The organism is Brevundimonas sp. Bb-A (genome assembly GCF_009394735.1).
In the GTDB taxonomy this organism is placed as follows: domain Bacteria; phylum Pseudomonadota; class Alphaproteobacteria; order Caulobacterales; family Caulobacteraceae; genus Brevundimonas; species Brevundimonas aurantiaca.
Window position 1 is genome coordinate 197,577 of sequence record NZ_CP045456.1, and the last position, 26,484, is coordinate 224,060.

Annotated in this window: 28 protein-coding genes; 11 read left to right on the forward strand and 17 right to left on the reverse strand. The window is 67.3% G+C overall.

Annotated elements, in window-relative coordinates; translation table 11 throughout:
- Positions 1-98 precede the first annotated feature (98 nt).
- The gene (locus BSP_RS00970; RefSeq protein ID WP_152948996.1) at positions 99-653 is read left to right on the forward strand and encodes a TonB-dependent receptor plug domain-containing protein; all 555 of its coding nucleotides are present in this window, start codon (positions 99-101) and stop codon (positions 651-653) included.
- Between the two features lie 144 nt (positions 654-797).
- On the opposite strand, the gene BSP_RS00975 is transcribed toward BSP_RS00970, so the two are convergent.
- Positions 798-1,040, reverse strand: a complete 243-nt coding sequence (locus BSP_RS00975; RefSeq protein ID WP_007442559.1) for a GlsB/YeaQ/YmgE family stress response membrane protein — start codon at positions 1,038-1,040, stop codon at positions 798-800.
- 192 nt (positions 1,041-1,232) lie between these two features.
- Between BSP_RS00975 and BSP_RS00980 the strand changes: the two genes are divergently transcribed.
- Complete coding sequence (locus BSP_RS00980; RefSeq protein ID WP_152948997.1) at positions 1,233-1,613, forward strand: helix-turn-helix domain-containing protein; 381 nt, start codon at positions 1,233-1,235, stop codon at positions 1,611-1,613.
- Between the two features lie 63 nt (positions 1,614-1,676).
- Positions 1,677-2,462: a histidinol-phosphatase gene (hisN, locus tag BSP_RS00985; RefSeq protein ID WP_054764070.1), complete on the forward strand. Its 786-nt coding sequence runs from the start codon at positions 1,677-1,679 to the stop codon at positions 2,460-2,462.
- Positions 2,463-3,276: 814 nt separating this feature from the next.
- Here hisN and BSP_RS00990 read toward each other — a convergent pair.
- The 3 genes from BSP_RS00990 to BSP_RS01000 form a co-directional block, all read right to left on the reverse strand.
- Positions 3,277-4,326, reverse strand: a complete 1,050-nt coding sequence (locus tag BSP_RS00990; protein ID WP_054764071.1) for an alpha/beta fold hydrolase — start codon at positions 4,324-4,326, stop codon at positions 3,277-3,279.
- The gene (locus BSP_RS00995; RefSeq protein WP_152948998.1) at positions 4,323-5,234 is read right to left on the reverse strand and encodes a class I SAM-dependent methyltransferase; all 912 of its coding nucleotides are present in this window, start codon (positions 5,232-5,234) and stop codon (positions 4,323-4,325) included. Before BSP_RS00995 ends, BSP_RS00990 begins: the two co-directional genes overlap by 4 nt.
- Before the next feature lie 88 nt (positions 5,235-5,322).
- Positions 5,323-6,123, reverse strand: coding sequence for a class I SAM-dependent methyltransferase (locus BSP_RS01000; RefSeq protein ID WP_152948999.1), 801 nt, complete (start codon positions 6,121-6,123; stop codon positions 5,323-5,325).
- 259 nt (positions 6,124-6,382) lie between these two features.
- On the opposite strand from BSP_RS01000, the gene BSP_RS01005 reads away from it, so the two are divergent.
- Positions 6,383-6,871: an Hsp20 family protein gene (locus BSP_RS01005; RefSeq protein WP_152949000.1), complete on the forward strand. Its 489-nt coding sequence runs from the start codon at positions 6,383-6,385 to the stop codon at positions 6,869-6,871.
- Between the two features lie 46 nt (positions 6,872-6,917).
- Here the strand turns inward: BSP_RS01005 and BSP_RS01010 are convergent, their stop codons facing one another.
- Together BSP_RS01010 and BSP_RS01015 are read right to left on the reverse strand one after the other, a co-directional pair.
- A complete protein-coding gene (locus BSP_RS01010) occupies positions 6,918-7,406 on the reverse strand; it encodes an RNA pyrophosphohydrolase (protein WP_152949001.1) in 489 nt (162 codons plus the stop codon).
- Positions 7,407-7,513: 107 nt separating this feature from the next.
- Positions 7,514-8,707: a divergent polysaccharide deacetylase family protein gene (locus BSP_RS01015; RefSeq protein ID WP_152951015.1), complete on the reverse strand. Its 1,194-nt coding sequence runs from the start codon at positions 8,705-8,707 to the stop codon at positions 7,514-7,516.
- Positions 8,708-8,879: 172 nt separating this feature from the next.
- Here BSP_RS01015 and ppc point away from each other — a divergent pair, with 172 nt between their 5' ends.
- Both ppc and BSP_RS01025 read left to right on the forward strand, forming a co-directional pair.
- A complete protein-coding gene (gene ppc, locus BSP_RS01020; protein ID WP_152949002.1) occupies positions 8,880-11,579 on the forward strand; it encodes a phosphoenolpyruvate carboxylase in 2,700 nt (899 codons plus the stop codon).
- Positions 11,580-11,717: 138 nt separating this feature from the next.
- Complete coding sequence (locus BSP_RS01025) at positions 11,718-12,050, forward strand: UrcA family protein (RefSeq protein WP_054764076.1); 333 nt, start codon at positions 11,718-11,720, stop codon at positions 12,048-12,050.
- Between the two features lie 46 nt (positions 12,051-12,096).
- Here the strand turns inward: BSP_RS01025 and BSP_RS01030 are convergent, their stop codons facing one another.
- Together BSP_RS01030 and BSP_RS01035 are read right to left on the reverse strand one after the other, a co-directional pair.
- A complete protein-coding gene (locus tag BSP_RS01030) occupies positions 12,097-13,062 on the reverse strand; it encodes a magnesium and cobalt transport protein CorA (protein ID WP_054764077.1) in 966 nt (321 codons plus the stop codon).
- Positions 13,063-13,191: 129 nt separating this feature from the next.
- Positions 13,192-15,366 (reverse strand): M3 family metallopeptidase, encoded by a 2,175-nt coding sequence (locus tag BSP_RS01035; RefSeq protein ID WP_152949003.1) that lies wholly within the window; start codon positions 15,364-15,366, stop codon positions 13,192-13,194.
- Between the two features lie 129 nt (positions 15,367-15,495).
- Here BSP_RS01035 and BSP_RS01040 point away from each other — a divergent pair, with 129 nt between their 5' ends.
- Entirely contained in the window at positions 15,496-16,353 is an 858-nt protein-coding gene (locus BSP_RS01040; protein WP_054764079.1) for a glutamate racemase, read from the forward strand.
- A gap of 10 nt (positions 16,354-16,363) precedes the next feature.
- On the opposite strand, the gene BSP_RS01045 is transcribed toward BSP_RS01040, so the two are convergent.
- From BSP_RS01045 to argH, 5 genes are all read right to left on the reverse strand, one after another.
- Positions 16,364-17,362, reverse strand: a complete 999-nt coding sequence (locus BSP_RS01045; protein ID WP_152949004.1) for a cation diffusion facilitator family transporter — start codon at positions 17,360-17,362, stop codon at positions 16,364-16,366.
- 80 nt (positions 17,363-17,442) lie between these two features.
- Complete coding sequence (locus BSP_RS01050) at positions 17,443-18,099, reverse strand: hypothetical protein (RefSeq protein ID WP_152949005.1); 657 nt, start codon at positions 18,097-18,099, stop codon at positions 17,443-17,445.
- Between the two features lie 49 nt (positions 18,100-18,148).
- Positions 18,149-19,423 carry a diaminopimelate decarboxylase gene (gene lysA / locus BSP_RS01055; RefSeq protein WP_152949006.1) on the reverse strand — a complete coding sequence of 425 codons (1,275 nt, stop codon included), beginning with the start codon at positions 19,421-19,423 and terminating at the stop codon, positions 18,149-18,151.
- 6 nt (positions 19,424-19,429) lie between these two features.
- Positions 19,430-19,660: a hypothetical protein gene (locus tag BSP_RS01060; RefSeq protein ID WP_152949007.1), complete on the reverse strand. Its 231-nt coding sequence runs from the start codon at positions 19,658-19,660 to the stop codon at positions 19,430-19,432.
- Positions 19,657-21,093 (reverse strand): argininosuccinate lyase, encoded by a 1,437-nt coding sequence (gene argH / locus BSP_RS01065; protein ID WP_191558112.1) that lies wholly within the window; start codon positions 21,091-21,093, stop codon positions 19,657-19,659. Before argH ends, BSP_RS01060 begins: the two co-directional genes overlap by 4 nt.
- Between argH and BSP_RS01070 the strand changes: the two genes are divergently transcribed.
- A complete protein-coding gene (locus BSP_RS01070) occupies positions 21,092-21,739 on the forward strand; it encodes a TlpA disulfide reductase family protein (RefSeq protein ID WP_152949008.1) in 648 nt (215 codons plus the stop codon). The genes argH and BSP_RS01070 overlap by 2 nt on opposite strands.
- Before the next feature lie 13 nt (positions 21,740-21,752).
- Here BSP_RS01070 and BSP_RS01075 read toward each other — a convergent pair whose 3' ends face one another.
- Together BSP_RS01075 and BSP_RS01080 are read right to left on the reverse strand one after the other, a co-directional pair.
- Complete coding sequence (locus tag BSP_RS01075) at positions 21,753-22,061, reverse strand: hypothetical protein (RefSeq protein ID WP_054764086.1); 309 nt, start codon at positions 22,059-22,061, stop codon at positions 21,753-21,755.
- A gap of 156 nt (positions 22,062-22,217) precedes the next feature.
- A complete protein-coding gene (locus tag BSP_RS01080) occupies positions 22,218-23,081 on the reverse strand; it encodes a DNA adenine methylase (protein ID WP_152949009.1) in 864 nt (287 codons plus the stop codon).
- Between the two features lie 172 nt (positions 23,082-23,253).
- Here BSP_RS01080 and BSP_RS01085 point away from each other — a divergent pair, with 172 nt between their 5' ends.
- Genes BSP_RS01085 through BSP_RS01095 form a run of 3 tightly spaced genes read left to right on the forward strand, consistent with a single transcriptional unit; the run spans position 23,254 to position 24,537 of the window.
- Complete coding sequence (locus BSP_RS01085; RefSeq protein ID WP_152949010.1) at positions 23,254-23,472, forward strand: hypothetical protein; 219 nt, start codon at positions 23,254-23,256, stop codon at positions 23,470-23,472.
- A complete protein-coding gene (locus BSP_RS01090) occupies positions 23,469-23,807 on the forward strand; it encodes a hypothetical protein (protein WP_152949011.1) in 339 nt (112 codons plus the stop codon). The genes BSP_RS01085 and BSP_RS01090 overlap by 4 nt, the downstream gene beginning before the upstream one ends.
- 22 nt (positions 23,808-23,829) lie before the next feature.
- On the forward strand, positions 23,830-24,537 hold the full coding sequence (locus BSP_RS01095; RefSeq protein WP_152949012.1) for an SOS response-associated peptidase: 708 nt from the start codon (positions 23,830-23,832) through the stop codon (positions 24,535-24,537).
- 463 nt (positions 24,538-25,000) lie between these two features.
- On the opposite strand, the gene BSP_RS01100 is transcribed toward BSP_RS01095, so the two are convergent.
- Positions 25,001-25,324, reverse strand: a complete 324-nt coding sequence (locus tag BSP_RS01100; protein ID WP_227976007.1) for an STAS-like domain-containing protein — start codon at positions 25,322-25,324, stop codon at positions 25,001-25,003.
- Positions 25,293-26,045 (reverse strand): hypothetical protein, encoded by a 753-nt coding sequence (locus BSP_RS01105; protein ID WP_152949013.1) that lies wholly within the window; start codon positions 26,043-26,045, stop codon positions 25,293-25,295. The genes BSP_RS01100 and BSP_RS01105 overlap by 32 nt, the downstream gene beginning before the upstream one ends.
- Between the last annotated feature and the right edge of the window lie 439 nt (positions 26,046-26,484).

Genomic DNA, 26,484 nt, shown 5'->3' on the forward strand with positions numbered 1-26,484 from the left:
GCGGGTCCAAGGTCATTTAGAGGCGCGTGAAACAATCCGTAACACGGCGGGTTTGGTCGATGCGGGCGCCGGGCCCGCTTGTACGAGGGTATAGTCCCATGAACATCAAGACCGCTTTTCTGACCAGCGCCGCCGCCGCCTTTCTGATCGCCGCGCCGGCCCTGGCCCAAGACGCCGCCTCGACCCCGCCGGCCTCTCCAGACGCCGCGGCCGCAGCTTCGAGCCAACAGAGCCTGCAACTGACGCCGGGCGTCTCGGTGCAAGGCCCTGACGGCGAGCTGGGCAAGCTGGAAGGCGTTCAGACCAACGCCTCGGGCGCTCAGGAGCTGACTGTCCGCGGCGCGGACGGCCAGGTTCGCGCCGTGCCGCTGAACGGCATTCGCCAGGAAGGCGAAGCCGTTAAGGTGGATTACACCAAGGCTGAGTTCGACGCCGCAGCCGCCATCGAGGGCGAGGCTTCCGCCACCCCCGACGCGACGACGCCGCCCGCTGACGACGCCATGACGTCCCCGACCGCGCCCGAGCCGACGACTGCGCCCGACGCGGCGGAACCGACGCCGCCGACCCTGCCCGCCGAGCCGGCGCCGACTGAACCGACGGACCCCGCGACCTCGAGCGATCCGACGACCCCGCCGGCCAGCCCCCAGGGTTGATCGCGGCAAGCCTCTGAAGGCTTGATCCTGGAAGGCGGTCGGCTCAGCCGGCCGCCCTTCCTGTGTCGGTGATCCGAGCCGGACAAAAAGAAGGGGCGGTTCCTGCGAACCGCCCCTTCGTCTTATATTGCCTTAAGTCGGGGGTCAGGCGCGACGCTTGACCAGGCCCAACAGGAACAGAAGGATCACGGCGCCGATGGTGGCGACGATGGTCGAACCGATCCAGCCGCCCCAGCTGATGCCCAGGGCGCCGGCGATGAAGCCGCCGATCAGGGCGCCGATGACGCCGACGATCAGATTGGTGATCAGGCCGTGGTTACGACCCATGATCTGTTCCGCGAGCCAGCCCGCGACGATGCCGATGATGATCCAGGCGATAATGCCCATGAGTTTGGTCCCTTCCTTCAAAAGCCAAGCTGCCGACTAAATGCGTCCGCCCCGATCGGGTTGCGCAACCCCGTCCCGATTCCCGGACAGGGGCCGCCAGCCCTTGCGAAGCCCGATTCCGGCATGGCGATTGCGAGGTTTCGGGCGAGCCGTGCCAATTCGGGACGGGTTGCAGATGAGGAATTGGGGGCCATGGCCACCGACATCGATCTCCACCTGGGCCGCCGTCTGCGGCGTCGCCGTCGCCTGCTGGGGCTGACGCAACAGCAGTTGGCCGTGCAGGTGGGCATCCGCTTCCAGCAGATTCAGAAATACGAATGCGGCGCCAACCGCATCTCGGCCGCCCGCCTGTGGCAGCTGGCCCAGGCGCTGGAGACGCCCGTCAGCTATTTCTACGACGGCGTCGCCGAAGCCCTGGAGACCAAGGGCGGCCTGCCCACGGCCCAGGAGGTCTTCTCGCGCAAGGAGACCCTGGATCTGATCCAGGCCTATTATCAGCTGGAAGAGCGCCCGCGCCGCCGCCTGCTGGACCTGGCCAAGTCGCTGCACGACTCCAAGGACGTCGCCGCCTGATCTGACGCCTCAGCCGGGCCCCTTTCGGTTCCGTCCCGATCGATCATGCTCTAAGAGCCGCGCATGACCGAGTTCGAATCCTTTGCCGTGGAACTGGCGCACGCAGCCGCGCGCGTCACCCTGCCCTTCTTCCGTTCCGATATCGGCCATGAGGACAAGGGCGGCGCCAAGGGCTTCGACCCCGTGACCGAGGCCGATAAACAGGCCGAGGCGGCCATTCGCCGCCTGATCGCCGAACGCTATCCCGACCATGGCGTCATCGGCGAGGAATACGGCGAGGACCGGCCGGACGCCGAACATGTGTGGATTCTGGACCCGATCGACGGGACGCGGGCCTTCATCTCGGGCCTGCCGCTGTGGACCACCCTGATCGCCCTGCGCGTCGGCGGCAAGCCGACCGTGGGCTTGATCGCCCAGCCCTATCTGGACGAAATCTTCATCGGCGGCCCGTCCGGCGCCCGGCTGCTGCGCGGCGAAACCGAGACGCCTTTGGCCGTGCGGGCGTGCGAGCATCTGACCGAGGCCGTCATCTCGACCACCGATCCGAACATCTTCAACGGCGCCGAACTGGGCGCCTGGACCCAGGTCCGCGCCGCCGCCCGCCTAGCCCGCCTGGGCTGCGACGCCTATGCCTACGCCATGGTGGCGGCGGGCAGGATGGATCTGGTCGCCGAAACCAGCCTGAAACCCTGGGACTGGTCGGCCCTGGTCCCGGTCATCGAGGCCGCCGGCGGCCGGGTGGTCAACTGGCGCGGGGAGGCGCCGGACGGGAGCGGGCAGATTTTGGCCGTCGGGGATGAGCGGCTGATCGAGCAGGCGCTGGTGACGTTGAAGCGGGCGGCGGCCTGAAAGCAGACGTCGGGATTGGCTGCAAAGGGTGGTTACCGGACAAAATCTGTCAGCATCAAAGTAGACGGTCTCGCCGACGCGAGCGTCTTCCTTTGCGCGTTCAATCTGCTGGACGACGTATGATCTCCAATCCGGGGAGTTGAGCTCTGCGGGAAGAAGCGAGAACTCCATGGAAGTCTGGTCGATTTCGCTGCGATGAACAGGCACTCGTAGCCATAGCGAAACACTGGATGGGCGACCCTTCGCTTCCCGATCTCATCGACGATTTCATCGGCAGGGATCGCGTCAGGATAGTGCTCTTTAGTCATGGAACCATCATTCCCAGAACCGCAGGTTTGCCACAAGCGGAGGAAGCCGAACATCATCTTCGCGTCGGTCTCATACCTTCAAGATGCGGTCGGCTTCCTGTCGAGTAATCGGCTCGAAACGGGCCTCTCCCCCGCCGTGACTGTCACCGTTTGGAAAGTGCCTCTTCCACAGCCTGCCTGTGATCCAGTGACGATGGACGGTGACCCAACCGGATGGATCAGATCCAATCCTTCGGAGAAAAAATGCCGGCGGTTCGGTGTTTACCATTCGTCCGTTGTAACCCAGTCGCGTCAACAGCCGCTACGGGTCGATTTGCGAAATAGACCTCGGCGCCGAAATCCGACCTTGCCCTAACCTCAGCGGCACAAATCTCTCCTGCCGTCATCCTCGGGCTTGACCCGAGGACCGGGCGCGGATCGAGCTCTGCGCTTGCCCCCTTCGCACAAGCGGCGGATCGTTCGATCCTCGGGGCAAGCCCGAGGATGACGACAGGGGAGTAGGCCCCTCACGCCACCGACGGCGTCTCCTCCGTCACGTCCTCGACCCGCGCCGACGGATCGGCCACGGCCCCCTTCGGCGGGGAGACATATTCCGCCATGGCGTCGAACTCGTCGAGGAAGACGGCGCGCATGGGGTCGGCTTCCATGATGACTTCGTGCTTGGCGCCGGGGACCTCGACATAGCGGCCGCGGCCCAGGCGTTTGGCGGCCCAGCGGGCGGTCTGTTTCCAGACCACGTCGTCGGCGTCGGCCTGGACGATGGCGACCGGGATCTTGACCGTCTTGAGGGCCTTGGGCTTGAGGGCGCGTTCGCCGGCGTCCAGGGCGAAGGCCAGCCAGCCGTAGGTGGGGCCGCCGATGGCCAGGTGGGGGCAGGCGTAGAGCTGCTGGCGCCACATCTCATAGCGGGTCTCGTCCGAGGTCAGGGCGTCCTCGGCGAAGGTGTGGTCGAACGGATCGTCCGGGTCGCCCAGCAGATAGTCGCCCGCATGGCCGTGGCGGATGCTCCAGCGCACCGCCAGCTTGACCGACCACATCGACCGTTTGCCGGTCTTGATCCGCAGCATGGGGCTGGACAGGACGGCGCCCGAGAAGCGGGTCTCGCCCGCCTCAAGCGTCAGCAGGTTCAGACAGGCGCCCATCGAATGGCCGACCATGATCCAGGGCTTGGGGCACTGGTCCTCGAAGGCGTCCAGCAGCCGGCCGTAGTCGTCCAGAAACTCCTCCACCGCCCGGGCATGACCCTTCAGCCGGTCGGGCAGCAGCCGGGCCGACAGGCCCTGGCCGCGCCAGTCATGGGTCAGGACGCACCAGCCGCGGGCCAGGAAGTTGCCGATAACCTCGAAATATTTCTCGATCGGCTCGGTGCGGCCGGGGCTGAGCACCACGGTGCCGCGCGGCTGTTCCGCAGTCAGGTGCGACGGCTTCCAAATGGCCGCGCGCAACCGCATGCCGCCGGCGCCCCGATACCATTCGCCCTTGCCGCCGGGCGGCGAGGACGCGCCGGGAACCCCCATAAGAGGTGCGTTGGCGGCGAAGGCTTGGGCGCGGTTCACTCGGGCTTCCTGAACTTCAAGGTCATACGGTCGCTTTCGCCGATCGCTTCAAACTTGGATCGGTCGAAGGTCGGGTCGGCGGGCTGGCCCTGGGGAGCGGTCAGACGCATCGGCGGCAGGGTGTCGACACCGAACGGATGGTCCTTGGTGTCCTTCTCATTGGCGTTGATCTCGGAGGCCGCGACGAAGACGAAGCCGGCCTCGGCCGCCAGCTGTTTGACGAAGGCTTCCTGGACATAGCCGTTGGCGGCCACCGGATCCTGGTCCTCCTCCGGGGCCAGCCGGTGCTGCACCACCCCCAGAACCCCGCCGGGCTTGAGCGCCGCAAAGGCGTCGGCGAAGGCCTTTTCGGCGATGCCGGCCGCCATCCAGCCATGCAGGGTGCGCATGAACAGGCACAGGTCCACCGTCCCGGCCGGCGCCACGGGGCCGGATGCGGCGCCGAAGGTGGTGAACTGGGGCTCGCCGTACAGCTTCTTGTCCGCACTGAACCGGGTCTGGAAGGCGGCGTTCAGCGCGGTCTGGGCCGGATCGGCGGCGGGCCCTTCAGGGAAGAGGGCGGCGATATAGGCGCCCTTGCCGCGCGCCAGATAGGGAGCCAGGATTTCGGTGTACCAGCCGCTGCCGGGCCAGAATTCGACCACCGTCATACCGGGCTGAAGGCCGAAGAAGCGCAGGGTCTCCATAGGGTGGCGGAAGGCGTCGCGCGGCCGGTCCTGGGCGCGCCAGGGGCCGGCGACGGCCCATTCCAGCGAACCTTCCGGCGGACCGGTCGGGGCCGGCGGCGCCTCGGGAGCGGCCTCCTTCTTGCGGCCGCAGGCGGCCAGGCCGGTCAGGGCCAGACCGGTCGCGCCGGTCAGCAGGAAGCGGCGGGACAGGCCGTGGGACGTCGCAGAAAGATCAACCATCAAAACACCCCCTCGGAAGCCGGCCCCCGCGTCCGGCTAACCTTGGTCGAACGGGCTTACCCACGTTCGCGACGCGGGTCAAAAGAGACTATTCGGGTTTGCGGAAACGCAGGGTCATACGGTCGCTTTCGCCGATCGCGTCGAAGGCCGCGCGCTGGTCCGGGGTGAGCGCCCCCGAGCCGTCGCGGGCCTGGGACTGGCGCACCGGCGGCAGGGTCCAGACGCCGAACGGATGGTCGTGGTCGTCCTTGGGATTGGCGTTCAGCTCGCTGCGCGCCTCCAGCACGAAGCCGGCGTCCTGGGCCTCATGGATCACATAGCTTTCCGGGACATAGCCGGTGGAGGCGACGTCGGCGACGTTCAGGCCTTCGGCGCTGCGGTGTTGCTCGACCGCCAATACGCCGCCGGGCTTCAGGGCGGCGTAGAAGGCCTTCAGATAGGGTTCGGTGCGGCCGTCGCGCGACCAGTTGTGGAAGGCGCGGGCCACCAGGATGAAGTCGGCAGAACCGGGGGCGACCTCCATCGTCTCCAGCGGGCGGTTGACGGCGACGTATCGACCGCCGGTCGCCGCGGCGTAGGGTTCGAGGATATGGCGCCACCAGCTGGCGCGGCCGGGCTCGATCTCCACCACCGTCATGCCGGGCTGCAGCCCCCAGAAGGTCAGGGATTCGTAAGGATGGCGGGCGGCGTCGCGGGCGCGGTCTTCGGCCGGGCGGGTCTCGGCGGCGACGGCGGCCTGAAGCGCCTTATCTTCCTCCAGGATCGGCAGGGTGCTGGACAGGGCCGAGCGCGGCGGGGTCCACGCGCCTTCCGTCTGGGCTGGGACGGTTTGGGCGGCGGCGGGAAGGGCGACGAGGACGGCGGCGAGGCCGAGCAGATGAAGGCGCATGGGGGACGGGCTCCTGGTGCGGGTCACCTTCCTTAAGAGACCTGAGGACAGGCGCAAATGACGATCCCGAGACACCGGCATTCGGTCGCAGCCTGGGCGCCCCTTGACGGCCGATCTGCGCCTCCCATCTTTGTTTCCGAGAGCGCCGATGTCGGGCTCTCCGGACGGACGAAGCCGGTTTCGGGTCGTCGGTCTGAACTCCCACCGTCCGGGCGAATCGCCGGGCGGCTCAACCTTGCTGATCCTCAGGAGGATGCTGATGCGTACCTATGATTTCACCCCGCTGTACCGTTCGGCCGTCGGTTTCGACCGCCTGGCCAATCTGCTGGAAACCGCCGCGCGGACCAGTCAGGACAGCGGCTATCCCCCGTACAATATCGAGACCACGGGCGAGAACGCCTATCGCATCGAGATCGCCGTCGCCGGATTTTCTCCCGACGAGCTGAACATCGAGGTGAAGGAAAATCTGCTCACCGTGACCGGGCGCAAGACCGCCAATGACGACGCCGCCGCGCAGAAGACCTATCTGCACCGCGGCCTGGCCGAACGCGACTTCGAGCGCCGCTTCCAGCTGGCCGACTATGTGGTCGTGACCGAGGCCGATCTGGTCAACGGCCTGCTGTCGATTTCGCTGAAGCGCGAACTGCCCGAGGCGCTGAAGCCCCGCCGGATCGAGATCGGCGGCGCCAAGCCCCTGATCGAGAGCAAGACGGATAAGGCCCAACAGCAAGCGGCCAAGGCGGCCTGATCGGTCCCACAGAACTGGAAGGGGCGGCGTTTGCGCCGCCCTTTTTCTATACCGGCTTTCGGCCCGCCAGATGGGCGAAGGCGGCGACCACCTGTTCATAGGCCGGGCGTTTGAACGGCACGATCAGGTCGCAGGCCTCGGACAGATCGCCCCAGCGCCAGGCGTCGAACTCGATCTCCTCGTCGGCGGCCAGATCGATCTCGCTGTCCTGACCGGTGAAGCGAAAGGCGAACCATTGCTGGCGCTGCCCCTTGAAGCCGCGCCAAGCCTTGGGATTGTTCAGGGTCTCGGGCGGGAAGTCGTACAGGATCCAGTCGTCGGTCCGGGCGAGGAACTCCACCGAGGTCACGCCGGTCTCTTCCTTCAACTCGCGCAGTGCGGCCGCCGTCAGATCCTCGCCGTCATCCACCCCGCCCTGCGGAAACTGCCAGTTATGCGGTCCCGGCGTCGCGTGTCGCCGGCCGTACCAGACCTGGCCGTCGGCGTTGAACAGCACGACACCGACATTGGGGCGGTAGAGGGTGAGGTCGGTCATCGAGTGGCGAGTGGCGGGTGGCGATTGGCGAGGAAGAACGAACGCACCTGTGCGCTCGGACGGCGAGCGTCCTTACTCGCCACTCGCCACTCGCCACTCGCCACTTCCTAGCGCCCCGGCCGAAGCGTCATCGCAGACGCCGGCGCCAGCTGCAGGCCGCGCTGGTCCAGGCCGGCGGTCCAGCGGGCGGCGGCCTCGACCGTGACCGGATAGGCGAAGCCGGTCCCCATGGCCGAGCCGCGCAGCTTGGCCTGGGCCTCCAGACTGTTCAGGGCGCCGATGATGGCGGCGGGCGACTGGGTCTGGTCGATCACCTTGTCGGCGCTGGCGCGGGCCCAGGCGCCGGGGCGGCGCTGGAAGGAGCCGTCGTCCAGGAAGGCGAGACCCTTCTGGCGCAGAATCGTCAGGAAGGCGCCCATGCCCGCGTCCGAACCGGCGAACCGGTCGCCCAGATAGTTGGTCACGCCGAAATAGCCTGTGGCGCGACCCAGCAGCCAGTCCAGCTTGGCCTCGACATCGTCGGGCGTGCCGTTGGCCAAAAGCGTATAGGGGCCGGGGTCGTTGTCGGGATAGCCGCTGGGCTCCATCGGCATTTCCAGCATGACCTCATGGCCCTGGGCGCGTGCCTGGTCGATCCAGGACTGGAGATTGTCGGCATAGGGGACGAAGCTGAGGGTCACCTCGGCCGGCAGGCGTTCGATGGCGGCGCGGGTGGTGACGGCGTTCAGCCCCAGGCCGCCGACGATCAGGGCCACGCGCGGCTTGCCGTTCGAGCGGAAGGGCCGGGCGTAGGCCTGGGCCGGGACGCGGCCGTCGGGCGCGATCATCGGCAGGGGACCGCTGGGGCCGGGCTGGGACAGGCCGGCGATCGGCGCCTTGGGCAGGGGCGAGGCCGGCTGGACCGGGGCGCTGTAGCTGGCGCCGCCCGCGACGGAAGCGCCGTCCGGCAGGGTGATCAAGGCCTCGCCGCCCGCCGCGCCCGACGGATCGCCGCTTCCCGTCAAATCCTGATAAAGGCCCATGGCTCCCATGGAGAAGGCTTCGAATCCGGTCGGGGCTGGGGCGTCCGGCGCGGCCGGCGCCCGGTCCAGGGCGATGCGGGCCGAAGGCGTGCCGGCGCGCGGGTCGCCCAGGACGGTCAAGAAGAGGGCGGTCGAGGTCAGCAGGAAGACGCCGGCCAGGGCCGCGACCACCGGCGGCTTCTTCAGCACGGCGACGACGGGTTTCAGACTCGGCTTGGCGCGCGGCGCCGGCGGGGCGCCGGCGGCGGCGGCGAGGGCGGACTGGCGTTTGGCGAACATGGACACGGGGCGGAATCCTTCGCCCCCATGCTGCCATGCGCTCAGTTAAGAAATCCTAACGGGCGTTCACCACGATTGGAGCTGAGGGCGGCTGTCACGGATCGTGCGTTGACGGGCGTGTTTGCGGCCCCTCAGATGGGCTTCTCCCCACGCCGACCGAGGATATTCGCCGATGATGAGCCCTGCCGCCGACGACGCCCTGCGCGAAGAAGTCCGACTGCTGGGCGGGCTTCTGGGCGAGGTCATTCGCGCCGAAGGCGGAGAGGCCCTGTTCGAACACGTCGAGGCCGTGCGCCAGGCCTCCGTCGCCTATCACCGCGACCCCGCCTCCCATCCGGCGAAGCGGCTGGAGAAGCTGCTGACCGCCATGAGCGTGGATCAGGCGGCGGGTCTGGCGCACGGTTTCGCCCTCTTTTCCCTGCTCGCCAACATCGCCGAGGACCGGGCCACCCGCCGACGCGCCCAGCACCAGGCCGAGGCCGGCGCGCGTCCCGACACGCCCGAGGGCGCCTTGCTGCGGCTGGCCGATCAGAAGATCGACAAGGCGGCGGTGCGCGCCCTGCTGGACGAGGCCCTGATCTCGCCGGTCCTGACCGCCCACCCGTCCGAGGTGCGGCGCAAGAGCGTCATCGACCGGATCACCGCCATCTCCGATCTGCTGGATTCCTGCGACAAGGCCGGCGACGCCTGTTCGACGGCCCAGATCAACGAACCCCTGCGCCGCCAGATCGTCATCCTGTGGGCCACCCGCCTGGTGCGCACCCAGGGTCTGGTGGTGCAGGACGAGATCGACACCGTCGTCTCCTTCCTGGACCGCATCTTCCTGCGGGTCGCGCCGAAACAGCTGTCGGCCTGGCGTCGTCTGCTGGACGCGCCCCAGCTTCAGCCCTTCCTGCGGGTGGGCACCTGGGTCGGGGGCGACCGGGACGGCAATCCGAACGTGGACGGCGCGGTGCTGAGCGCCGCCTTCCGCACCCAGGCGCGGGCGGTCTTGGGCTTCTATCTGGAAGAGGTCCACGCCCTCGGCGCCGAGCTCAGCCTGGCGGCGGAATTGGCCGAGGTCTCTCCGGAACTGGCGGCCCTGGCCGACGCCGCCCAAGACCCGTCGCCGCACCGGGCGGACGAGCCCTATCGCCGCGCCCTGACCGGGGTCTATGCGCGTCTGGCCGCCACCTATGAGGCGCGGGGCGGCGCCCTGCCCCCGCGCCGCGCGGCCGTCTCGGCCGAGGCCTATCCCGGCCCCGACGCCTTCGAGGCCGATCTGCGAATCCTGCGCGACAGCCTGGTCTCGCACCACGGAGGGGTGTTCGCCGACGACCGGCTGAACGATCTGATCACGGCGGTCGAAATCTTCGGCTTCCACATGGCGACCCTGGACCTGCGCCAGAACTCGGACGTCCATGAGCGGGTCGTCGCCGACCTGCTGAAGACGGCCGGGGTCTGCGACGACTATTCCGCCCTGGACGAAGAGGGGCGGCTCGCCGTCCTGGCGGCCGAACTGACCTCGCCCCGCCTGCTGTTCAGCCCCTATGCCGACTACGCCGCCGAGACCCTGAAGGAGCGGGGCATCCTCCAGGCCGCCGCCGCAGCCCTGGCCGCCTTCGGGCCCCAGGCGATCCGCACCCATATCGTCTCCAAAACCGACGCGGCCTCGGATCTGTTGGAGGTCTATCTGCTGCTGAAGGAGGTCGGGCTTTACCGCCCCGAAGACCCGGCCGCCTGTCCGGTTCAGGCCGCCCCCCTGTTCGAGACCATCGAAGACCTGCGCGCCTCTCGCCCCACCCTGGAGCGGCTGCTGAAGGAGCCCTCCGCCCTCGCCGTGGCCAAGGCGCGCGGGGTGCAGGAGGTGATGATCGGCTATTCCGACTCCAACAAGGACGGCTCCTATCTGACTTCGGGCTGGGAACTGCATGAGGCGTCGCGCGCCCTGGTCGAGGTGACCCAGGCCGCCGGTCTGAAGCTGCAACTGTTCCACGGGCGCGGCGGCACGGTCGGACGCGGCGGCGGCTCGGCCTTCGCCGGGGTCCTGGCCCAGCCGGAAGGCACGGTCCAGGGACGCATACGCACCACCGAACAGGGCGAAGTCATCGCCAACAAATACGGCGAGCCCGAGATCGCCCTGCGCAATCTGGACGCCCTGACCTGCGGCGCCGTGCTGGCCTCGCTGGGCCAGAGCCAGGACCAGGTTTTCACCGCCGAACACGGGGCCGCCCTGTCGGACCTGTCGGCCCGGTCGATGGCCGCCTATCGCAAGCTGGTCTATGAGACCGACGGCTTCGTCGACTATTACCGCGCCGCCACCCCCATCGCCGAGATCGCCGACCTGAAGATCGGTTCGCGCCCGTCGTCGCGGACCGCCTCGACCCGGATCGAGGATCTGCGCGCCATTCCGTGGGTATTCAGCTGGTCCCAGAGCCGGGTCATGCTGCCGGGCTGGTTCGGCTTCGGCTCGGCGGTCCAGGGCTGCGACATGGGCGAGTTGAAGGCGATGGCCGAGGCCTGGCCCTTCTTCAAGACTCTTGTTCAGAACATGGAAATGGTCATGGCCAAGTCGGACATGACCATCGCCCGTCGATACGCCACCCTGGTGAGCGACGCGGGTCTGGCCGCCGCCATCTTCGGCGAAATCCGCGACGAATGGCAGAGGACGCACGACGCCATCCTGGCCATCACCGGCCATGACAAGCTGCTGGGCGGCCAGCCGGAACTGGACCGTCTGATCCGACTGCGGATGCCCTATGTCGAGCCGCTGAACCATGTGCAGATCGAGCTGATCCGTCGCCGTCGCGCCGGGGACGAAAACCCCCGCGTCCGCGAAGGCATATTGCTGGCCATCAACGGCGTGGCTGCGGGTCTGAGGAACAGCGGCTGATTTCCGCCGCCACCCTCAATCCGATTTAATTCAATCGTCACAGATCGGCGCCGCAAGTCTCACTGCGCCGTTGCAGAAGAAAGGTATTGCGCCTTCATCGCCGCTTTGGGCGATTATCGTTCCCTAGGAGCTAAAACGATGAAGGTTCTCTCCCCCGTTCTCTTCGCCGTCGCCGTCCTGTCCGCCTCCTCCGCCCTGGCTCAGGAAGCCCGTATCCCCGTTGGCGATCTGGACCTGGCCTCGACCGCCGGCGCCGCCGCCTTCGACGCCCGCCTCGATCAGGCGGCCGAGCGTCTGTGCCGCGACCTCGTCTTCACCTCGACCCGAATCACCAATCGGGGCGTCTGCCGCGCGGCTGTGCGGGCCGAGGCTCTGCGCCAGCTGCCGCGCGTCCGCCGCGTCGAATATGTCCGCGCCTCGCGGGACGCCCGTCCCGTCGTTCGCGCCGCGACCGCGTCCAACGAAGGCTGAACGGCGAACCGGCGAGGGGCGCTGCGTCCCTCGCCGGTTCGCCGCTTCACAGCCATCGGGTCCGCTTGAAGGCGACGTAGAGGCCGAGGCAGACTGCGGCGATCACCGCCATGACGGCCGGATAGCCGTAGCGCCAGTGCAGTTCCGGCATGTGTTCGAAATTCATGCCATAGATGCCGGCGATGGCGGTGGGCACGGCCAGCAGCGCCGCCCAGGAGGCGAGCTTGCGGGTGATGACCCCCTGCCTCTGCTGTTCCAGCAGATTGGCGACTTCAAAGACGGACGACAGGATTTCGGTCAGGCCGTTCAGGCGGCTGTTGACCCGTCGGACATGATCGCCGACGTCGCGGAAATAGGGTCGGACGTCGGGGTCGATACAGGGCAGGTCCAGAGACTGGAGCTTGCCCGCCACCTCCTCCATCGGCCCCAGGATGCGGCGAAACTTCAGCAGTTCGCGGCGAAGGGTGAACAGGCGGCGGATTTCGTTGCGCGACAGAAACGCCTCCAACGCCCTCTGCTCGATCTCCAGCACGGCGTCCTCGGAATGATCGACGATGGGCACATAGGCGTCGACGATGAAGTCGAGCACGCCGTGCAGCACAAAGTCCGGGCCGGCCCGCAGCTGGGCCGGCGAGGCCTCCAGCTGGGTCCGCAGGGCCGTGTGGGCGCGGTTTGAGCCGTGACGGATGCTGATGACGTGGTCATCCCCCACAAAGACGTGGGTTTCGCCGTACTGGATATGGTCCTCGATCTTTTCCGCCGTCCGGGCGACCACGAACAGCTCGCGCCCATAGACCTCGACCTTGGGCATCTGATGGGCCGACAGGGCGTCCTCGACCGCCAGGGGGTGCAGGTTGAAGCGCCGGACCAGAACCTCGAACTCGGCGTCGGTCGGGTCGTGCAGGCCGATCCAGACGAACTCGCCGGGCTGCAGGGTCAGTCCTTCGCGGGTCAGAGGCGCGGCGCGCTCCCTCTGACCGTCGCGATAGACGTAGGAGGCGACGACGGGCATGGGCGCTTCTTCTTTCTTCGGCAGTCCTCCCGACTTAGGCCAGACCGCGCGCAAACGAAACGGCCGGCGGATCGCTCCGCCGGCCGCAAACGTCATTCAGCCCGTTGGGGTCTCAAACAGGCCCCCGGATCAGGAGACCGGGAAGCCCCGGACCTTCAGCAGAGCCGCCACGTCGGGGTCGCGGCCGCGGAAGGCGCGGTAGGCCTCGGCCCGGTCGGTGGTGTTGCCCGGCGCCAGCATGATCGACTTGAAGCGGCCGGCGATGTCCGGATTGAAGACGTCGCCCGACTCCTCGAAATAGGCCCAGGTGTCAGCGTCCATCGTCTCGGACCACAGGTAGCTGTAGTAGCCGGCCGAATAGGCGTCGGACGTGAACAGGTGATTGAACTGCGGCAGGCGGTGCCGCATCACGATCTCCTTGGGCATGCCGATCCGCGTCAGGCTGGCCTTTTCGAAGGCGTCGATGTCGGTCGGCGGCACGGCTTGGGTGTGCAGGTCCATGTCGACGATGGCCGAGGACAGATAGCTGACGGTCGCATAGCCCTGGTTGAAGGTGGACGAGGCCTGGATCTTGTCGACCAGGGCCTGGGGCATGGCTTCGCCCGTCTGATAGTGTTTCAGATAGCCGTCCAGGATCGGCCGGCTCAGCACCCAGTGCTCGTGCACCTGCGACGGATATTCGACGAAGTCGCGCGGGGTGTTGCCGAACGACGGATAGGTCACGTTCGACGAGAAATAGTGCAGGGTGTGGCCGAACTCGTGGAACAGGGTCTCGGCGTCGTCCAGCGAGATCAGCACCGGCTCGCCCGGCTCGGGCTTGGTGAAGTTGTTGTTGTTCGAGCCCAGGATCACCTTGGATCCGTCCAGGGTCGAGAAGGACCGATAGGTGGTCATCCAGGCGCCCGAACGCTTGCCCGGACGGGCGTAGTCGTCAGTGTAATACAGGCCGATCAGCTTGCCGGTGGCCTTGTCGTGCAGCTCATAGACCTCGACGTCCGGCTCGAAGGTCGGAACTGAGCCCTTGGGCAGTTTGGTGAATTTGAAGCCGTACAGACGCTCGGCCATGGCGAAGGAGCCGGCGCGGACCGCGTTCAGCTCGAAATAGGGCTTCAGCTGGTTCTGATCCAGGTCGTACTTGGCCTTACGCACCTTCTCGGCGAAGTAGAGATAGTCCCAGGGTTCGATGTCGAAACCGGCGATCGCCTTCATGTCGGCGACCTCTTCGGCGACGCGGGCCTTGGCCGGGGCCCACACGCGGTCCATCAGATTTTGCGCATTGGCTGGGGTCTTGGCCATGGTGTCCTGCATCCGCAGTTCCGCATGGTTGCGATAGCCCAACAGCTTGGCGCGCTGGTCCCGCAGCTTCACGATCTCGGCGATGGTGGCGTTGGTGTCGTTGGCGTCACCGTTGTCGCCGCGGTTGACGAACTTCTTCCAGACCTGCTCGCGCAGGGCCCGGTCGTCGGCGAAGGTCAGGAAGGGGTCCACGGCCGAACGGGTGTTCAGAATGGCCCAGCCCTGCCGATTGCGGCTGCGCGCGGCCGAGGCGGCGGCGGCCTTGTTCGAGGCGGGCAGGCCGGCGACGCCCGCTTCGTTCGGGATCAGGGTCCAGCTGTTCTCATCAGCCACCACCTTCTGGCCGAAACGGGTGAAGGCGTTGGAGAGGGCGGTGTTGATCCGGCCCAGCTCGGCCTTGCCGGCCGCGTCCAGATTGGCGCCGGAGCGGATGAAGGCGTCGCGGCGACGTTCGGCCAGACGCTTCTGCTGGGGGCTGAGGCCCATGGCGTCGGCGTTGTCGGCAACGGTCTTGATGCGCTGGAACAGCTTTTCGTTGAAGGTGATCTCGTCCGAGGCGGCCGACAGGATGGGCGACAGTTCGGTGTCGACGGCGTCATAGGCCTCGCCGCCGATGTTGGAGGTCATGACGCCATAGATGTTCGACGCCCGGTCCAGCGGCTCGCCGGCCAGCTCCATCGCCGCCAGGGTGTTGGCGAAGGTGGGCGGTTCGGGATTATTCGCAATGGCCGCGATGTCGGCCCGCTGCAGCTCGATTCCCTCCAGCATGGCTTCGCGCAGCTTGGCCGGCGTCACCTTGTCGAACGGCGGCACGCCGTCATAGGGGCCGGTCCAGGGCTGGAGCAGTTCGGCCTTCGGCGTCGCGCTCGGCAGGACGGCGCGGGCGATGCGCGCCTCTTCCGCGACCGAGACCGGCGAGACCCCGCCCCCGCCGGCGCCACCCGTCGTTCCGCAGGCCGAAAGGGCCATCAGGCTGCCGCCCGCGATGAGAAGCTGGCGTCTGTGCATCGAATGCTCCGTAGGAAAACCATTTCGACCGTACACTTAGGCGCACATGGATCGCGCGTCACCTGACAGAGACGCAATCTTCTCGCCGATCGGGTTGGATACGTCGTCGCACTGTTCTAAAGCGCGCCTATGGCTATTGGCGTTTTCGACTCCGGCGTGGGCGGCCTGACCGTCCATCGTGAACTGACGCGGCGGTTCCCGCAGCGCGACTTCGTCTATCTGGCGGACCAGGCCCACGCCCCCTACGGCGGGCGCGGCGGCGAGGAGATCGTCGATCTGACCAAGGCCGGGTGCGAGCGGCTGTTCGAGGCCGGCGCCTCGGTCGTGGTCCTGGCCTGCAACACCGCCAGCGCCATCGCCCTGCGTCGCCTGCAACAGACCTGGATCCCCGGCCTGCGCGAACGGCTGGGCCGACCTGTGAACGTGCTGGGCATCATCGTGCCCACCATCGAGGCCGCGACGGGCCTGCCCTGGAGTTTCGAGGCCGAACGCCCCCAGGAGGGCGAAAAGATCCAGGCGGTGGACATCACCGGCGTCTTCTGCACCGCCGCCACCGCCATCAGCCGCGTGTTCGAGATCGAGATCGACAAACGGCGCGAGGACATCGCCGTCTTCTGCGAACCCTGCCCCGGCCTGGCCGGCCTGATCGAACTGGGCGCCCCGGTCGAAGAACTGACGGTCGTGGTCAATGATCACGTGGACGCGCTGCGCCGCCGCATCGGCCGCCACCCGGACAAGGCCATATTGGGCTGCACCCACTATGAGATCATCGCCGAACTGTTCGCCGCCGCCCTGCCGCCTGGGACGGCCCTGATCGAACAGCCGACGGCGGTGGCCGACGCCCTGGATCGCTATTTCGCCCGCCATCCCGAATACGCCCTGGGCGACGGCGGCCGCCGCGACTTCCTGACCACCGGCCAGGCCGGGCCTCAGTCGGACCTGATCGCCCGCTTCTGGGGCGCCCCGCTGACCTTCGATCAGGCTTAAGCGCAGCGGCTCAACACCCCGGACAGTCCGGCAGGGGTTCGTTCTCCAGCTGGAGCGTGGTGTGGCGGATCGCATGGCGTCGCGCCACACCCTGGGCCTCTCGCAGAAGCGTATCGCCGTCCGGCCGGTCGTGGACCAGGTGGGCCGTCAGGGCGGTCTCGGTCGTGGACAGGGCCCAGACGTGAAGGTCGTGCACCGCGCGCACGCCCGGCAGGGCGCACAGTCCCTGTTCCAGCGCCGTCATGTCGACGTCGTCCGGCGCCCCGTCCATCGCCAGATGGACCGAGTCCTTCAGCAGGCCCCAGGTCGACCACAGGATGACGGCGACGATGACCAGGCTGACGATCGGATCGACCACGGACCAGCCGGTCAGCAGAATCATGCCCCCCGCGAGGACGACGCCCAAAGACACCCCCGCGTCGGCCATCATGTGCAGATAGGCGCCGCGCGCGTTCAGATCGTGCTGGGACTTCATGAACAGCAGGGCCGTGCCCAGATTGATGATGAAGCCGACGGCGGCCACCGTCATGATGACGCCCGAGCCGACCGGCGCCGGTTCCGCAAACCGCCGCACGGCCTCGAAGGCGATGGCGCCGCAGGCGAAGATCAGCAGCACGGCGTTGGCCAGGGCCGCCAGGACCGTCGCCTTGCCGAAACCGTAGGTGCTCCGTCCGCCCGCCGCCCCGTGCGCCCCGCGCCGCGCCAGCCAGGCCGCCCCGCCGGCCATGGCCAGGCCCAGGACATCCGACAGATTATGGCCGGCGTCGGCCAGGAGAGCGGTGGAATCCGCGATCAGCCCGGCCGCGAATTCGCAGACCACAAAGGCCAGATTGACCGCCAGGCCGACGGCGTAGCGCCAGTCTCCTGTGTCCACGGGGCCATGGGCGTGCCCGTGGCCGTGATGGTGATGATGACGTCCCCCGTGCGCGTGGTGATGACCGTCGTGCGCATGATCATGGTCGTGATCATGGTCGTGGTGGGCGGAGGGGCTTTCGGGCTGGGCTGTCATGGCTCTCGCCTATACGCCAATTCCGCAAACAGCGAAGCTGCTACATGATAACGCTTTGAATGTTATCATGTAATATCCCATCAATGCTGGTGCAGCGCGACCAGCAGCCCCAGGCCGATCAGGGCCAGGCCCAGCACCGCGCCTTCATAGCGCGCCCATCGCTCCAGCCGCAGGATCGAGGCGCCCGCGCTGGCCAGGGCCGTGAAGACGGCCATGCCGGCGATGGTGCCCAGGGCGAAGATCAGGGTCAACAGGGCCAGGGCCGCCATCCCCTCCGAGGCCGAAGACAGATAGATGGGCAGCAGAACCTCGCCCGGGGACACGGCCATCATCGCCACCAGCCCCAGGAAGGCCGCCTTGTCCGACACGGCGGGGGCGGCGATCTCCAACGCGGGGCCGCCCGCCACGGCCGGGCGTTTCAGCGTGGCCCGCGCCAGATAGAAGGCGCCGAACAGGAACAGCAGGACGGCGGCCAGATGCGGCAGCAGACCCTCCACCCAGCGCTCGAGCGCCAGGCCCGCCGCCACGATCAGCCCGCCGACCAGGGCGGTGGTGGCGATATGGGCCAGGCCGGCGACGGCCACCACCGCCAGCACCCGCGACGCGCGCCAGCCCTGCGCCCGCCCCACCAGGGTGAAGGGCAGCCAGTGGGTCGGGAGGGCCGCATGCAGGAAGGCCGCGACGAAGCCGCCTCCCAGGAGAGACAACAGGACAGGCGGGTCGGACGGCGGGGACATGACCGGCCCTATAGCTTGTTACTTTATAACAGTCGAGCCCAAATCGCCCCTACAGCCAGTCGGCGAAAGGCTCGCGGTCCAGCATCTCCTCATAGGTGGGGCGGGGGCGGATCACCGCCCACTGCTCGCCGTCCACCAGAACCTCGGGGACCAGGGGTCGGCTGTTGTACTCGCTGGCCATGACGGCCCCATAGGCGCCGGCGCCGGTGAAGACCACCAGATCCTCGGGCTCCAGCGGCGGCAGGAGCCGCTCGCGGGCGAAGGTGTCGCCGGTCTCGCACACGGGGCCGACCACATCATAGGGTCGGGCCGCGCCGGGCCGGGGATTGACCGGGCGGATGTCGTGATAGGCGTCATACAGGGCCGGACGCATCAGATCGTTCATCGCCGCGTCCAGCACCAGGAAGCGGCGGCCGTCCGAGCGTTCATTGACCTGGATCACCTGGCTCAGCAGCACCCCGGCGTTGGCGGCCAGAAGACGGCCGGGCTCGAAAGCCGCCTCGACCTCCAGCTCCGCCAGGACGCGGGCCGCCATGGCGACATAGTCGGCCGGAGACGGCGGCTCCGTTCCCCCGGCGTAGGGCACGCCCAGACCGCCGCCCAGGTCGAGCCGGGTCACGGCGTGGCCCTGGCGTCTCAGCTCGCGGGTCATGTCGGCCAGGATCGTGAAGGCCGCCTCCAGCGGCGCCAGGTCGGTGATCTGGCTGCCGATATGACAGGCCAGGCCCACGGGCGTGGCGTGGGGCGAGGCCGAGGCGCGGGCGTAGAGCGCCATCGCCTCCTCGACCGGAACGCCGAACTTGTCGCCCTTGCCGCCCGTCGTGATCTTGGCGTGGCCGCCGGCCCCGACATTCGGATTGACCCGCACGGCGACGGCCGGGGCGGCCTGCATCAAGGCGGCGACGGCGATCAGCCGGTCCAGTTCGGCCCCGGACTCGATATTGATCTGGCGCACCCCGACGCTGATGGCGAAGGCGATCTCCATGTCGGTCTTGCCGACGCCGGAGAAGATGATCTTGTCGGCCGGCACCCCCGCAGCCAGGGCCCGGCGGATCTCCCCTTCCGAAACCGTATCGGCGCCCGAACCCAGCCGGGCCAGGGTCGCCAGGACCGAAAGGTTGGAGTTGGCCTTGACCGCAAAGGCGATCAGGGCCTCGCCCAGGGCGTCGCGGTGGGCGTCGGCGGCGGCGCGCAGCAGGCCGTAGTGCCGCTTCAGCGTCGCGGTCGAATAGACATAGACGGGCGTGCCCACCTCGTCGGCGATCAGCTCCAGCGGCGCGCCCTCGGCGTGCAAGGCGCCGTTCTTGAGATCGAAATGGTGCAAGGCGGCCTAGCGGGGGTCGTTGGCGGCGGGATTGGCGCCGAAGGGATTGGAGGGGCCGCCGTCGATCGGCACGCTGCTGGACGGCCGGTTGATGGTCGCCGGCTCGGGCAGGCTGGGGGCGCGGCTGCTGCGGGGCGCCCGCTCGGTCTCGCGCCTGGGCGATTCCAGATCGGCCATACGACCGCAGCCGGCGACCGACAGGGCGAGCAGGCCCGCGAGGATCATGGTCTTCTTCATAGGCGGGCTCTCCAGTCGGCGATACGCGCGCGGACCTGTTCCGGCGCGGTGCCGCCATAGCTCTGACGGCTCCGGCACGAAGCCTCGGCGGTCAGCACCTTGTAAACCGCTTCCGTGATCCCCGGCTCGAGTTTCTGCATTTCTTCCAGCGGCAGTTGCGACAGGTCCACGCCCAGGGCCTCGGCCTGTTTCACCGCCGCGCCCGTGACGTGGTGCGCCTTGCGGAAGGGCAGGTTCAGTTCGCGCACCAGCCAGTCGGCGAGGTCCGTCGCGGTCGAAAAGCCGGCGCCGGCTGCGGCCGCCATCCGTTCGGTATTGGGCCGCAAGGCCGAGACCATGGCCGTCATGGCGACCAGGGCCAGGTCCAGGGCGTCGAACGCCTCGAACACCGGCGGCTTGTCCTCCTGCATGTCCTTGGAATAGGCCAGCGGCAGGCCCTTCATTACGGTGGACAGGGCGACCAGCGAGCCCATGATCCGGCCGGTCTTGGCCCGAACCAGTTCGGCGGCGTCGGGATTGCGCTTCTGCGGCATGATCGACGAACCGGTGGTCAGGTCGTCGGGCAGGGTGGCGAAGCCGAACATCGGCGTCATCCAGACCACGATCTCTTCCGCCAGGCGCGACAGGTGGCCCGCCGTGATCGAGGCGGCGGCCAGGCTTTCCAGGGCGAAGTCGCGGTCCGAGACGGCGTCCAGCGAATTGGCCATCGGCCGGTCGAAACCCAGTTCCGCCGCCGTCATATGGCGGTCGATCGGGAAGGGCGAACCGGCGAGCGCCGCTGCGCCCAGGGGGCTTTCGTTCATCCGCGTCCGGGCGTCGGCGAACCGGCCCGCGTCGCGGCCGAACATTTCGACATAGGCCATCAGATGATGGCCCAGGGTCACAGGCTGGGCGGTCTGCAGATGGGTGAAGCCGGGCATCAGGTCGGCCGCATGCTGTTCGGCCCGGTCCAGAAGCGCGGCCTGCAAGGCCTTCAGCTGGGCGGTCGAGCGGTCGCAGGCGTCGCGGACCCACAGGCGGAAGTCCAGGGCCACCTGGTCGTTGCGGCTGCGGGCGGTGTGCAGCCGCCCCGACGGCTCGCCGATCAGCTCGGACAGTCGGGCCTCCACATTCATGTGGATGTCCTCGAACTGGTCGCGGAAGGGGAAGGTTCCGTTCAGAATCTCAGCCTCGACGGCGTCCAGCCCCTTCAGAATGGCCTCGGCGTCCGCCGACTGGATCACGCCCTGTTTGGCCAGCATCCGACAATGGGCGCGCGATCCGGCCAGATCCTGACGCCACAGACGCCGGTCCACCCCGATGGAGACGTTGATCGCCTGCATGATCTCGGCGGGGCGCGACGAAAAGCGGCCGCCCCACATGTCTTGACCTGCGGGCTTCGCCGGGGCCTTAGAAGCATCGACTTGGGCGGTATCGGAGGCGGCGTCGGTCATGAGTGGCTCGAGAAAGGCGATCTGGGCGGTCGTCGGCGCTCTGGTGCTGATCAGCACGCTCGCCGGCGCCGGCGGCTTGGCGATGTCGCTATACGCCAATCATAGGCAGAAGGCGCAACCCCAGACGACGCCCGTCGCAAAAAGCGATCTGGCCCGGTTCGCCGTCGGGCCGCTGGCGGCGCTCCAGACGCCGTCCGAACTCAAGCCCGCGCCCGAATATATGTTCCGCGACCGCAACGGCACGGCCGTGCGGTTTTCGGCCTTCAAGGGCAAGGTGGTGGTCGTCAATCTATGGGCCATGTGGTGCGCCCCCTGCCGCACCGAAATGCCCACCCTGGCGGCCCTGGCCCGGTCCTATCAGACCAACGAGGACCTGATCGTCCTGCCGATCAATGTCGACGCCACCGCCGACGCCCTGGCCGACGCCAGGAGCTTCATCGACGTGCACGAGCCTCTGCCGCTGTACAGCGACATCCGCTTCCAACTGCCGTTCGAGTTTCCGGGCAAGGGCAAGATGCCCCAGACCGTCTTCCTGGATCGCGAAGGCCGCATCCGCGCGATCTTTGCGGGCGAGGCCGACTGGAACAGTCCCGAGGCCCACGCCCTGATCGACGCCCTGCTGGCGGAAGGCGCGCCCGCCGCCTGATCCGGGCGGAGCCTCAGTTTTCGTCGGGCACGCGCCGGTCGGTCGCGGGGTCCACGGCGCCCGGCCGACCTTCGGCGGCGGCCTCGGCCTGGTTTTCCTCCAGCTTGTCGGCGACCTTGCCGGCCCCGCTCTCGACCGCCTGAGCCGCCTTCATGGCGCCGGATTCGATCACTTCTCCGGCCTGGGACGCCGCCTCGGCGGTGTTGTCGGCGGCCGCCTCGGCATGGGCCTCGGTCTTTTCCTGCTCCGCCTGGGTGCAGGCGGCGGCCCCCAGGGCGAAGGCGGCGGCGACGGTCAGCAGCATCGACTTGCGGATGGTCATGCGAATTCTCCGGTCAAGGTTGTCCGCCGGTGAACGCCGCAGGGGCGTACCGGTTGCGCCTGTGGCCGAACCGTCGATGTCGGAGAACAAGGGGAAGGTGGTGACTGGAGGCGGGATCATCCTTAGACCCACATCTCCAGCGATCAAGATCGCCTGCTAGAAGAGACCAGGCTGCGCCGCCGCCGGCGCCAACTCCACGCCCTTCCCGATCAACAACTCCGCCGCCGTTGACGCCTTGTCCCCGCCGGCGACCGAGTAGGTCGTCTTCACCGCCTCTACCTCCGCCCAGGCGTACATCTCGCGGATCTCCGGCCGGTCGTTGATGGACAGCAGGAACCGGCCGGCGATACCCTGCAGCTTGTCCGCCATCCGCTGGAAATCGTCGCGCGAAAACATGTCGGCGCCGTAGTCGCCCTCCCCGCCCCAGTACGGCGGATCGAGATAGAACAGCGTCCCCGGCCGGTCGTACCGGGTGATGAAGGCCAGCCAGTCCAGGTTCTCGATCACCACCCCGGCCATGCGGTCGTGCAGCTGGCGAATCCGGGGCTCGATCTTGGTCAGGTCGAAGTTGTGGGGGCTGCTGGGGCTGACGCCGAACGACCGCCCCGCCACCTTGCCGCCGAAGCCCAGGGTCTGGAGATACAGGAAACGGGCGGCCCGTTCGATGTCCAGAAGATCCGCGTCGGGCGTCTCGCGCAACCGTTGGAACTCGGCCCGCGCGGCCGGACGCCAGGCCAGTTCGCGGATCAGGGCTTCGGGGAAGCGCTGGGCCACGCGAAACAGGGTCACGACGTCGCCGCTCAGGTCGTTGATCACCTCGACGGCCGGCCGAACCCGGCGCCGCAGAAACACGCCGCCCATGCCGATGAAGGGCTCGGCATAGGCGTCGTGCGGCGTGGCGGCCAGCACCTGACAGATGCGGCGGGCCAGGTTCCGCTTGCCGCCCAGCCAGGCGGCCGGCGGCTCGCACGGCGCCACGGGCCGCTGGGTGACGATGAGAACATTACGAGAACAATTCATTTGCGGAGTCGCCTTTCGCACGGTTAGGAGTCCCCGGCTCGCGTGAGCGGGGGCGGCGATCGACCGGGCGGCCGATCGGTCCTGGTCGTGCGGGGTTCGGCCCGCAGATCGGCGCGCGGCAACGCGCCGATCCCGCCCCGGACGTGGAGCGGAATGAATGGAGGAGGAACGGATGAAGACCGACGAACCGGGTTCGCCTCGAACCCTTTCTCTTTACGAGCGCCTGCAGCTGATCGCCGAACTGGACGCGCGCACCGGCTGCCCGCCGCCGCATCCGGATTTGCCGCCGACGCCGGCGCCGGGCTCGAACGTGGTCTATCTGCACCCGGCCGAGAACGCCCGCCTGATCGCCGACGCCGCCAGGCTGGGTCTGCTGTCGCCAGCGACGTGATCCCGCGATGCACCGTCGGCGAGCTGATCGATGAGGGAATCCGGACCACGCGCCACTGTGAGTGCTGCGGCGACTTCGCCGACGTCGATCTGCAGCGCATCGCCGCCGTTAAGGGGCGCGACTTCTCCCTGGTCGATCGCCTGCCGTTCTGCACCAACGGCGACTGCCTGGGCATGATCCGGTTTCAGATCCACCGGGGCCTTCGCGCCCAATGGCTGCTGACCCCAGACGGGGCCGCGCGGTTTCAGGCGCACAGCGACTGGCTGTTCACCTATCGACAGGTCCAAAGCCGACGCGCGGCCCAGAGGGCGGCGCGGCGGACTCCACAAACCTGACGCGCCGTGTCAGCGTTCGCCCATGTGCAACCTTTATCGCCAGCGCACCGGCCCCCAGGCCATCATGGACATGGCAAAGGCCATGACGTCCTCGGTCGGCAACCTGGCGCCGGGCGACATCTATCCTGATTACGCCGCGCCGATCGTCCGGAATGATGCGAACGGCGTGCGCGAACTGGCCCTGGCCCGCTGGGGCATGCCGTCGTCGTCCAGGGCCGTCTATGAAGCGGCGACCAAGCGCGCGGACAAGCTGCGCGCCAAGGGGACCGAGTTCGACTTTCAGGAGCTGCTGAAGAGGGAGCCGGACAGCGGCACGACCAATGTCCGCAACACCGCCTCGGCCCATTGGAAACGCTGGCTGGAGCCGGCCCACCGTTGCCTGGTCCCCTTCACGGCCTTCAGCGAGCCTGGCCGCGACGCCGCCGGCAAATACCGGCCGGTGTGGTTCAAGCTGGCCGGCGACGATCCCGAGCCCCTGGCCTTCTTCGCCGGCATCCACCTTCAGGGCTGGCAGGGCGTGCGCAAGATCAAGACCGGCTGGGAAACCGCCGACCTCTTCGCCTTCCTGACGACCGACCCCAGCGAGCCGGTTAAGTCGGTCCACCCCAAGGCCATGCCGGTAATCCTGACGCAGCCGGACGAGATCGAGACGTGGATGACGGCGCCGTGGTCAGAGACGAAGGCCCTTCAGCGGGCGCTGCCGGACGGAGCGTTGGCGGCGCTAAGATAAAGACCTAAAGAGACCTGAAATATCGCCAGTACCAATTCTTTCCTGCAACAGCGCATACGGCTCGCCTGAGCGCTTGCCCGTCAGCCTCGATCTCATCGGGAGACGCGAGAGAGGCGTCGCCCTCACACGGGTCAAACTTGGCCAGATGACGAGAGAACAGCGCAAGGCAGGTGGCAACGTTTGCGTACCCCGGCCGAGTTCCCATAAGGCGCTTCAAATTTCGCCCCAGCCTGTACCGACGTTCAAAGAGGGCGGCAGTGTCGGTGGATCCGGCCTCCAACCCGCCGCCCCGAACCTTTGCAAGGCCCACGGCGCTGTCGATTAAGTCGTCCAAACGGCCGAGTTCTGCGTCTACCGCCACCATGAAGCGTCTGGCGTAGGCGTGTCCAATGCCCATCAAGAGACTGACCGTGCCTCCCGTCAGCGCGCCAGTCAGTGCTCCACCCAGGCTATCGGCCAACTTTCAGTGCACCAAGCCTGCGTCGCGCACGTACTCCTTCACCTCATCGATGTAGGACGGATCATCGTCGGACTTGATTTTGACCTGCTGCAAGATCCGCTCCACCTCGAGGCCGGCGCGCACCAACCCTCCGAAGGCTTCTTCTAGGAACGAGGGGGACAGGCCGCTCGTCCCATCAAGATCCACCTCAACAGATTGGCCCGCTTTCAGCAGAGGCAGAAGCACATCGTCTCGGAAGGCCTCGCCGCTGAATTTTCCTTGCGACCGATACCGCCCATAAGGGAAGCGCGTGAAATCACTCGCGACTTTGATCACTTTGGCCATCATCTCCCGTGGACTCCGCATTCTCAGCCGGCCCAGCTACACGCCAGATAATGAGCGTACCTGGGAATGTATAGCCCAAAGGCAGCGCGAAAGCTTGAGGTTCCGTTGCTCCACCCTTCACAAAATCGAGGAGATAGAGCCCCTTCCCGCTGAAAATCCGAAACTCGCCCTCACCAGCCAGCTCGATTAGGCTGATCATAGAGGCGATGCCTTTGCCGTGCTGGGCCTTCTTTGTGCGGGTTCGGCGCTCGTCTACTACCGCTTGAAGAATCTGGTGATCGCGAGCCACGGCGGTACCGACGACCGCCGACAAGCGGCTTGCCAGTGCTTCCCCCATGCTCTTTGGGGCCGTAGCGGGGATTCCGACGCCGTGATCCAGAGCGAAGAAGTAGGCTTCGTGGTTCTTGTGATCGACCAGGCCGGCGATCCACCATCGCCCTGCAAGAGGCGAAACCCCTGCCTCGTTGGCGTAAGCATGCATCTGCACATTGCCCAGCGCCTCGTTGAGAGCCGAGTGAACTCGCTTTGCAAAATTGTCGTCCTCGAAAACCTTGTTCGCGAGCTCGGCGACCTCGTGAGCGTCGGCAGCGATGGTTTCGTCAGACCCTAATCCCGAGCGTATTTGAATCGCCTGTGGTGCCCTCTCCGTCACAGGCGGCCGGTTCATCTTCAGATGCTCATAGAATCCCATCGCATAGAGCATCGCCCTCGCTTTCTTGTTCAAGGGATCTAACCCGTTGATCGAGTCAGGATGCAGTTGCTGACACCGCTCAATCTCTGCGGCCAACATCATACATGCTAGAGACGAAATCTTCGAACAAGGACTGAGATCTACGATGACCTTCCGACCGCGTAGGCTGACCTCACGCCGTATCTTCGCTAGATAGGTGCATAGCCGGTGCAGATTGGTATCTGCCCACGACAGATCGCGTGGAGCAGGAAGGATGACCCACCCCGCCTCCATTGCGTTGTTGAGAAAGCGCTGGCCGTCTGGTGTGGGAAGTACTTTCGGCAGATTAAGCCGATGCTTCCACCGTAGATTCCTACGAGCGCGGCGCTGGTGATATAGTTTCTGCGTGGGGCTCAGGCGCCGCATCTGGCTCTCGGCAAATCGACTCCACACGACTCAAGGAAGATTGTGGGTTGATAACCCATCAATCCCT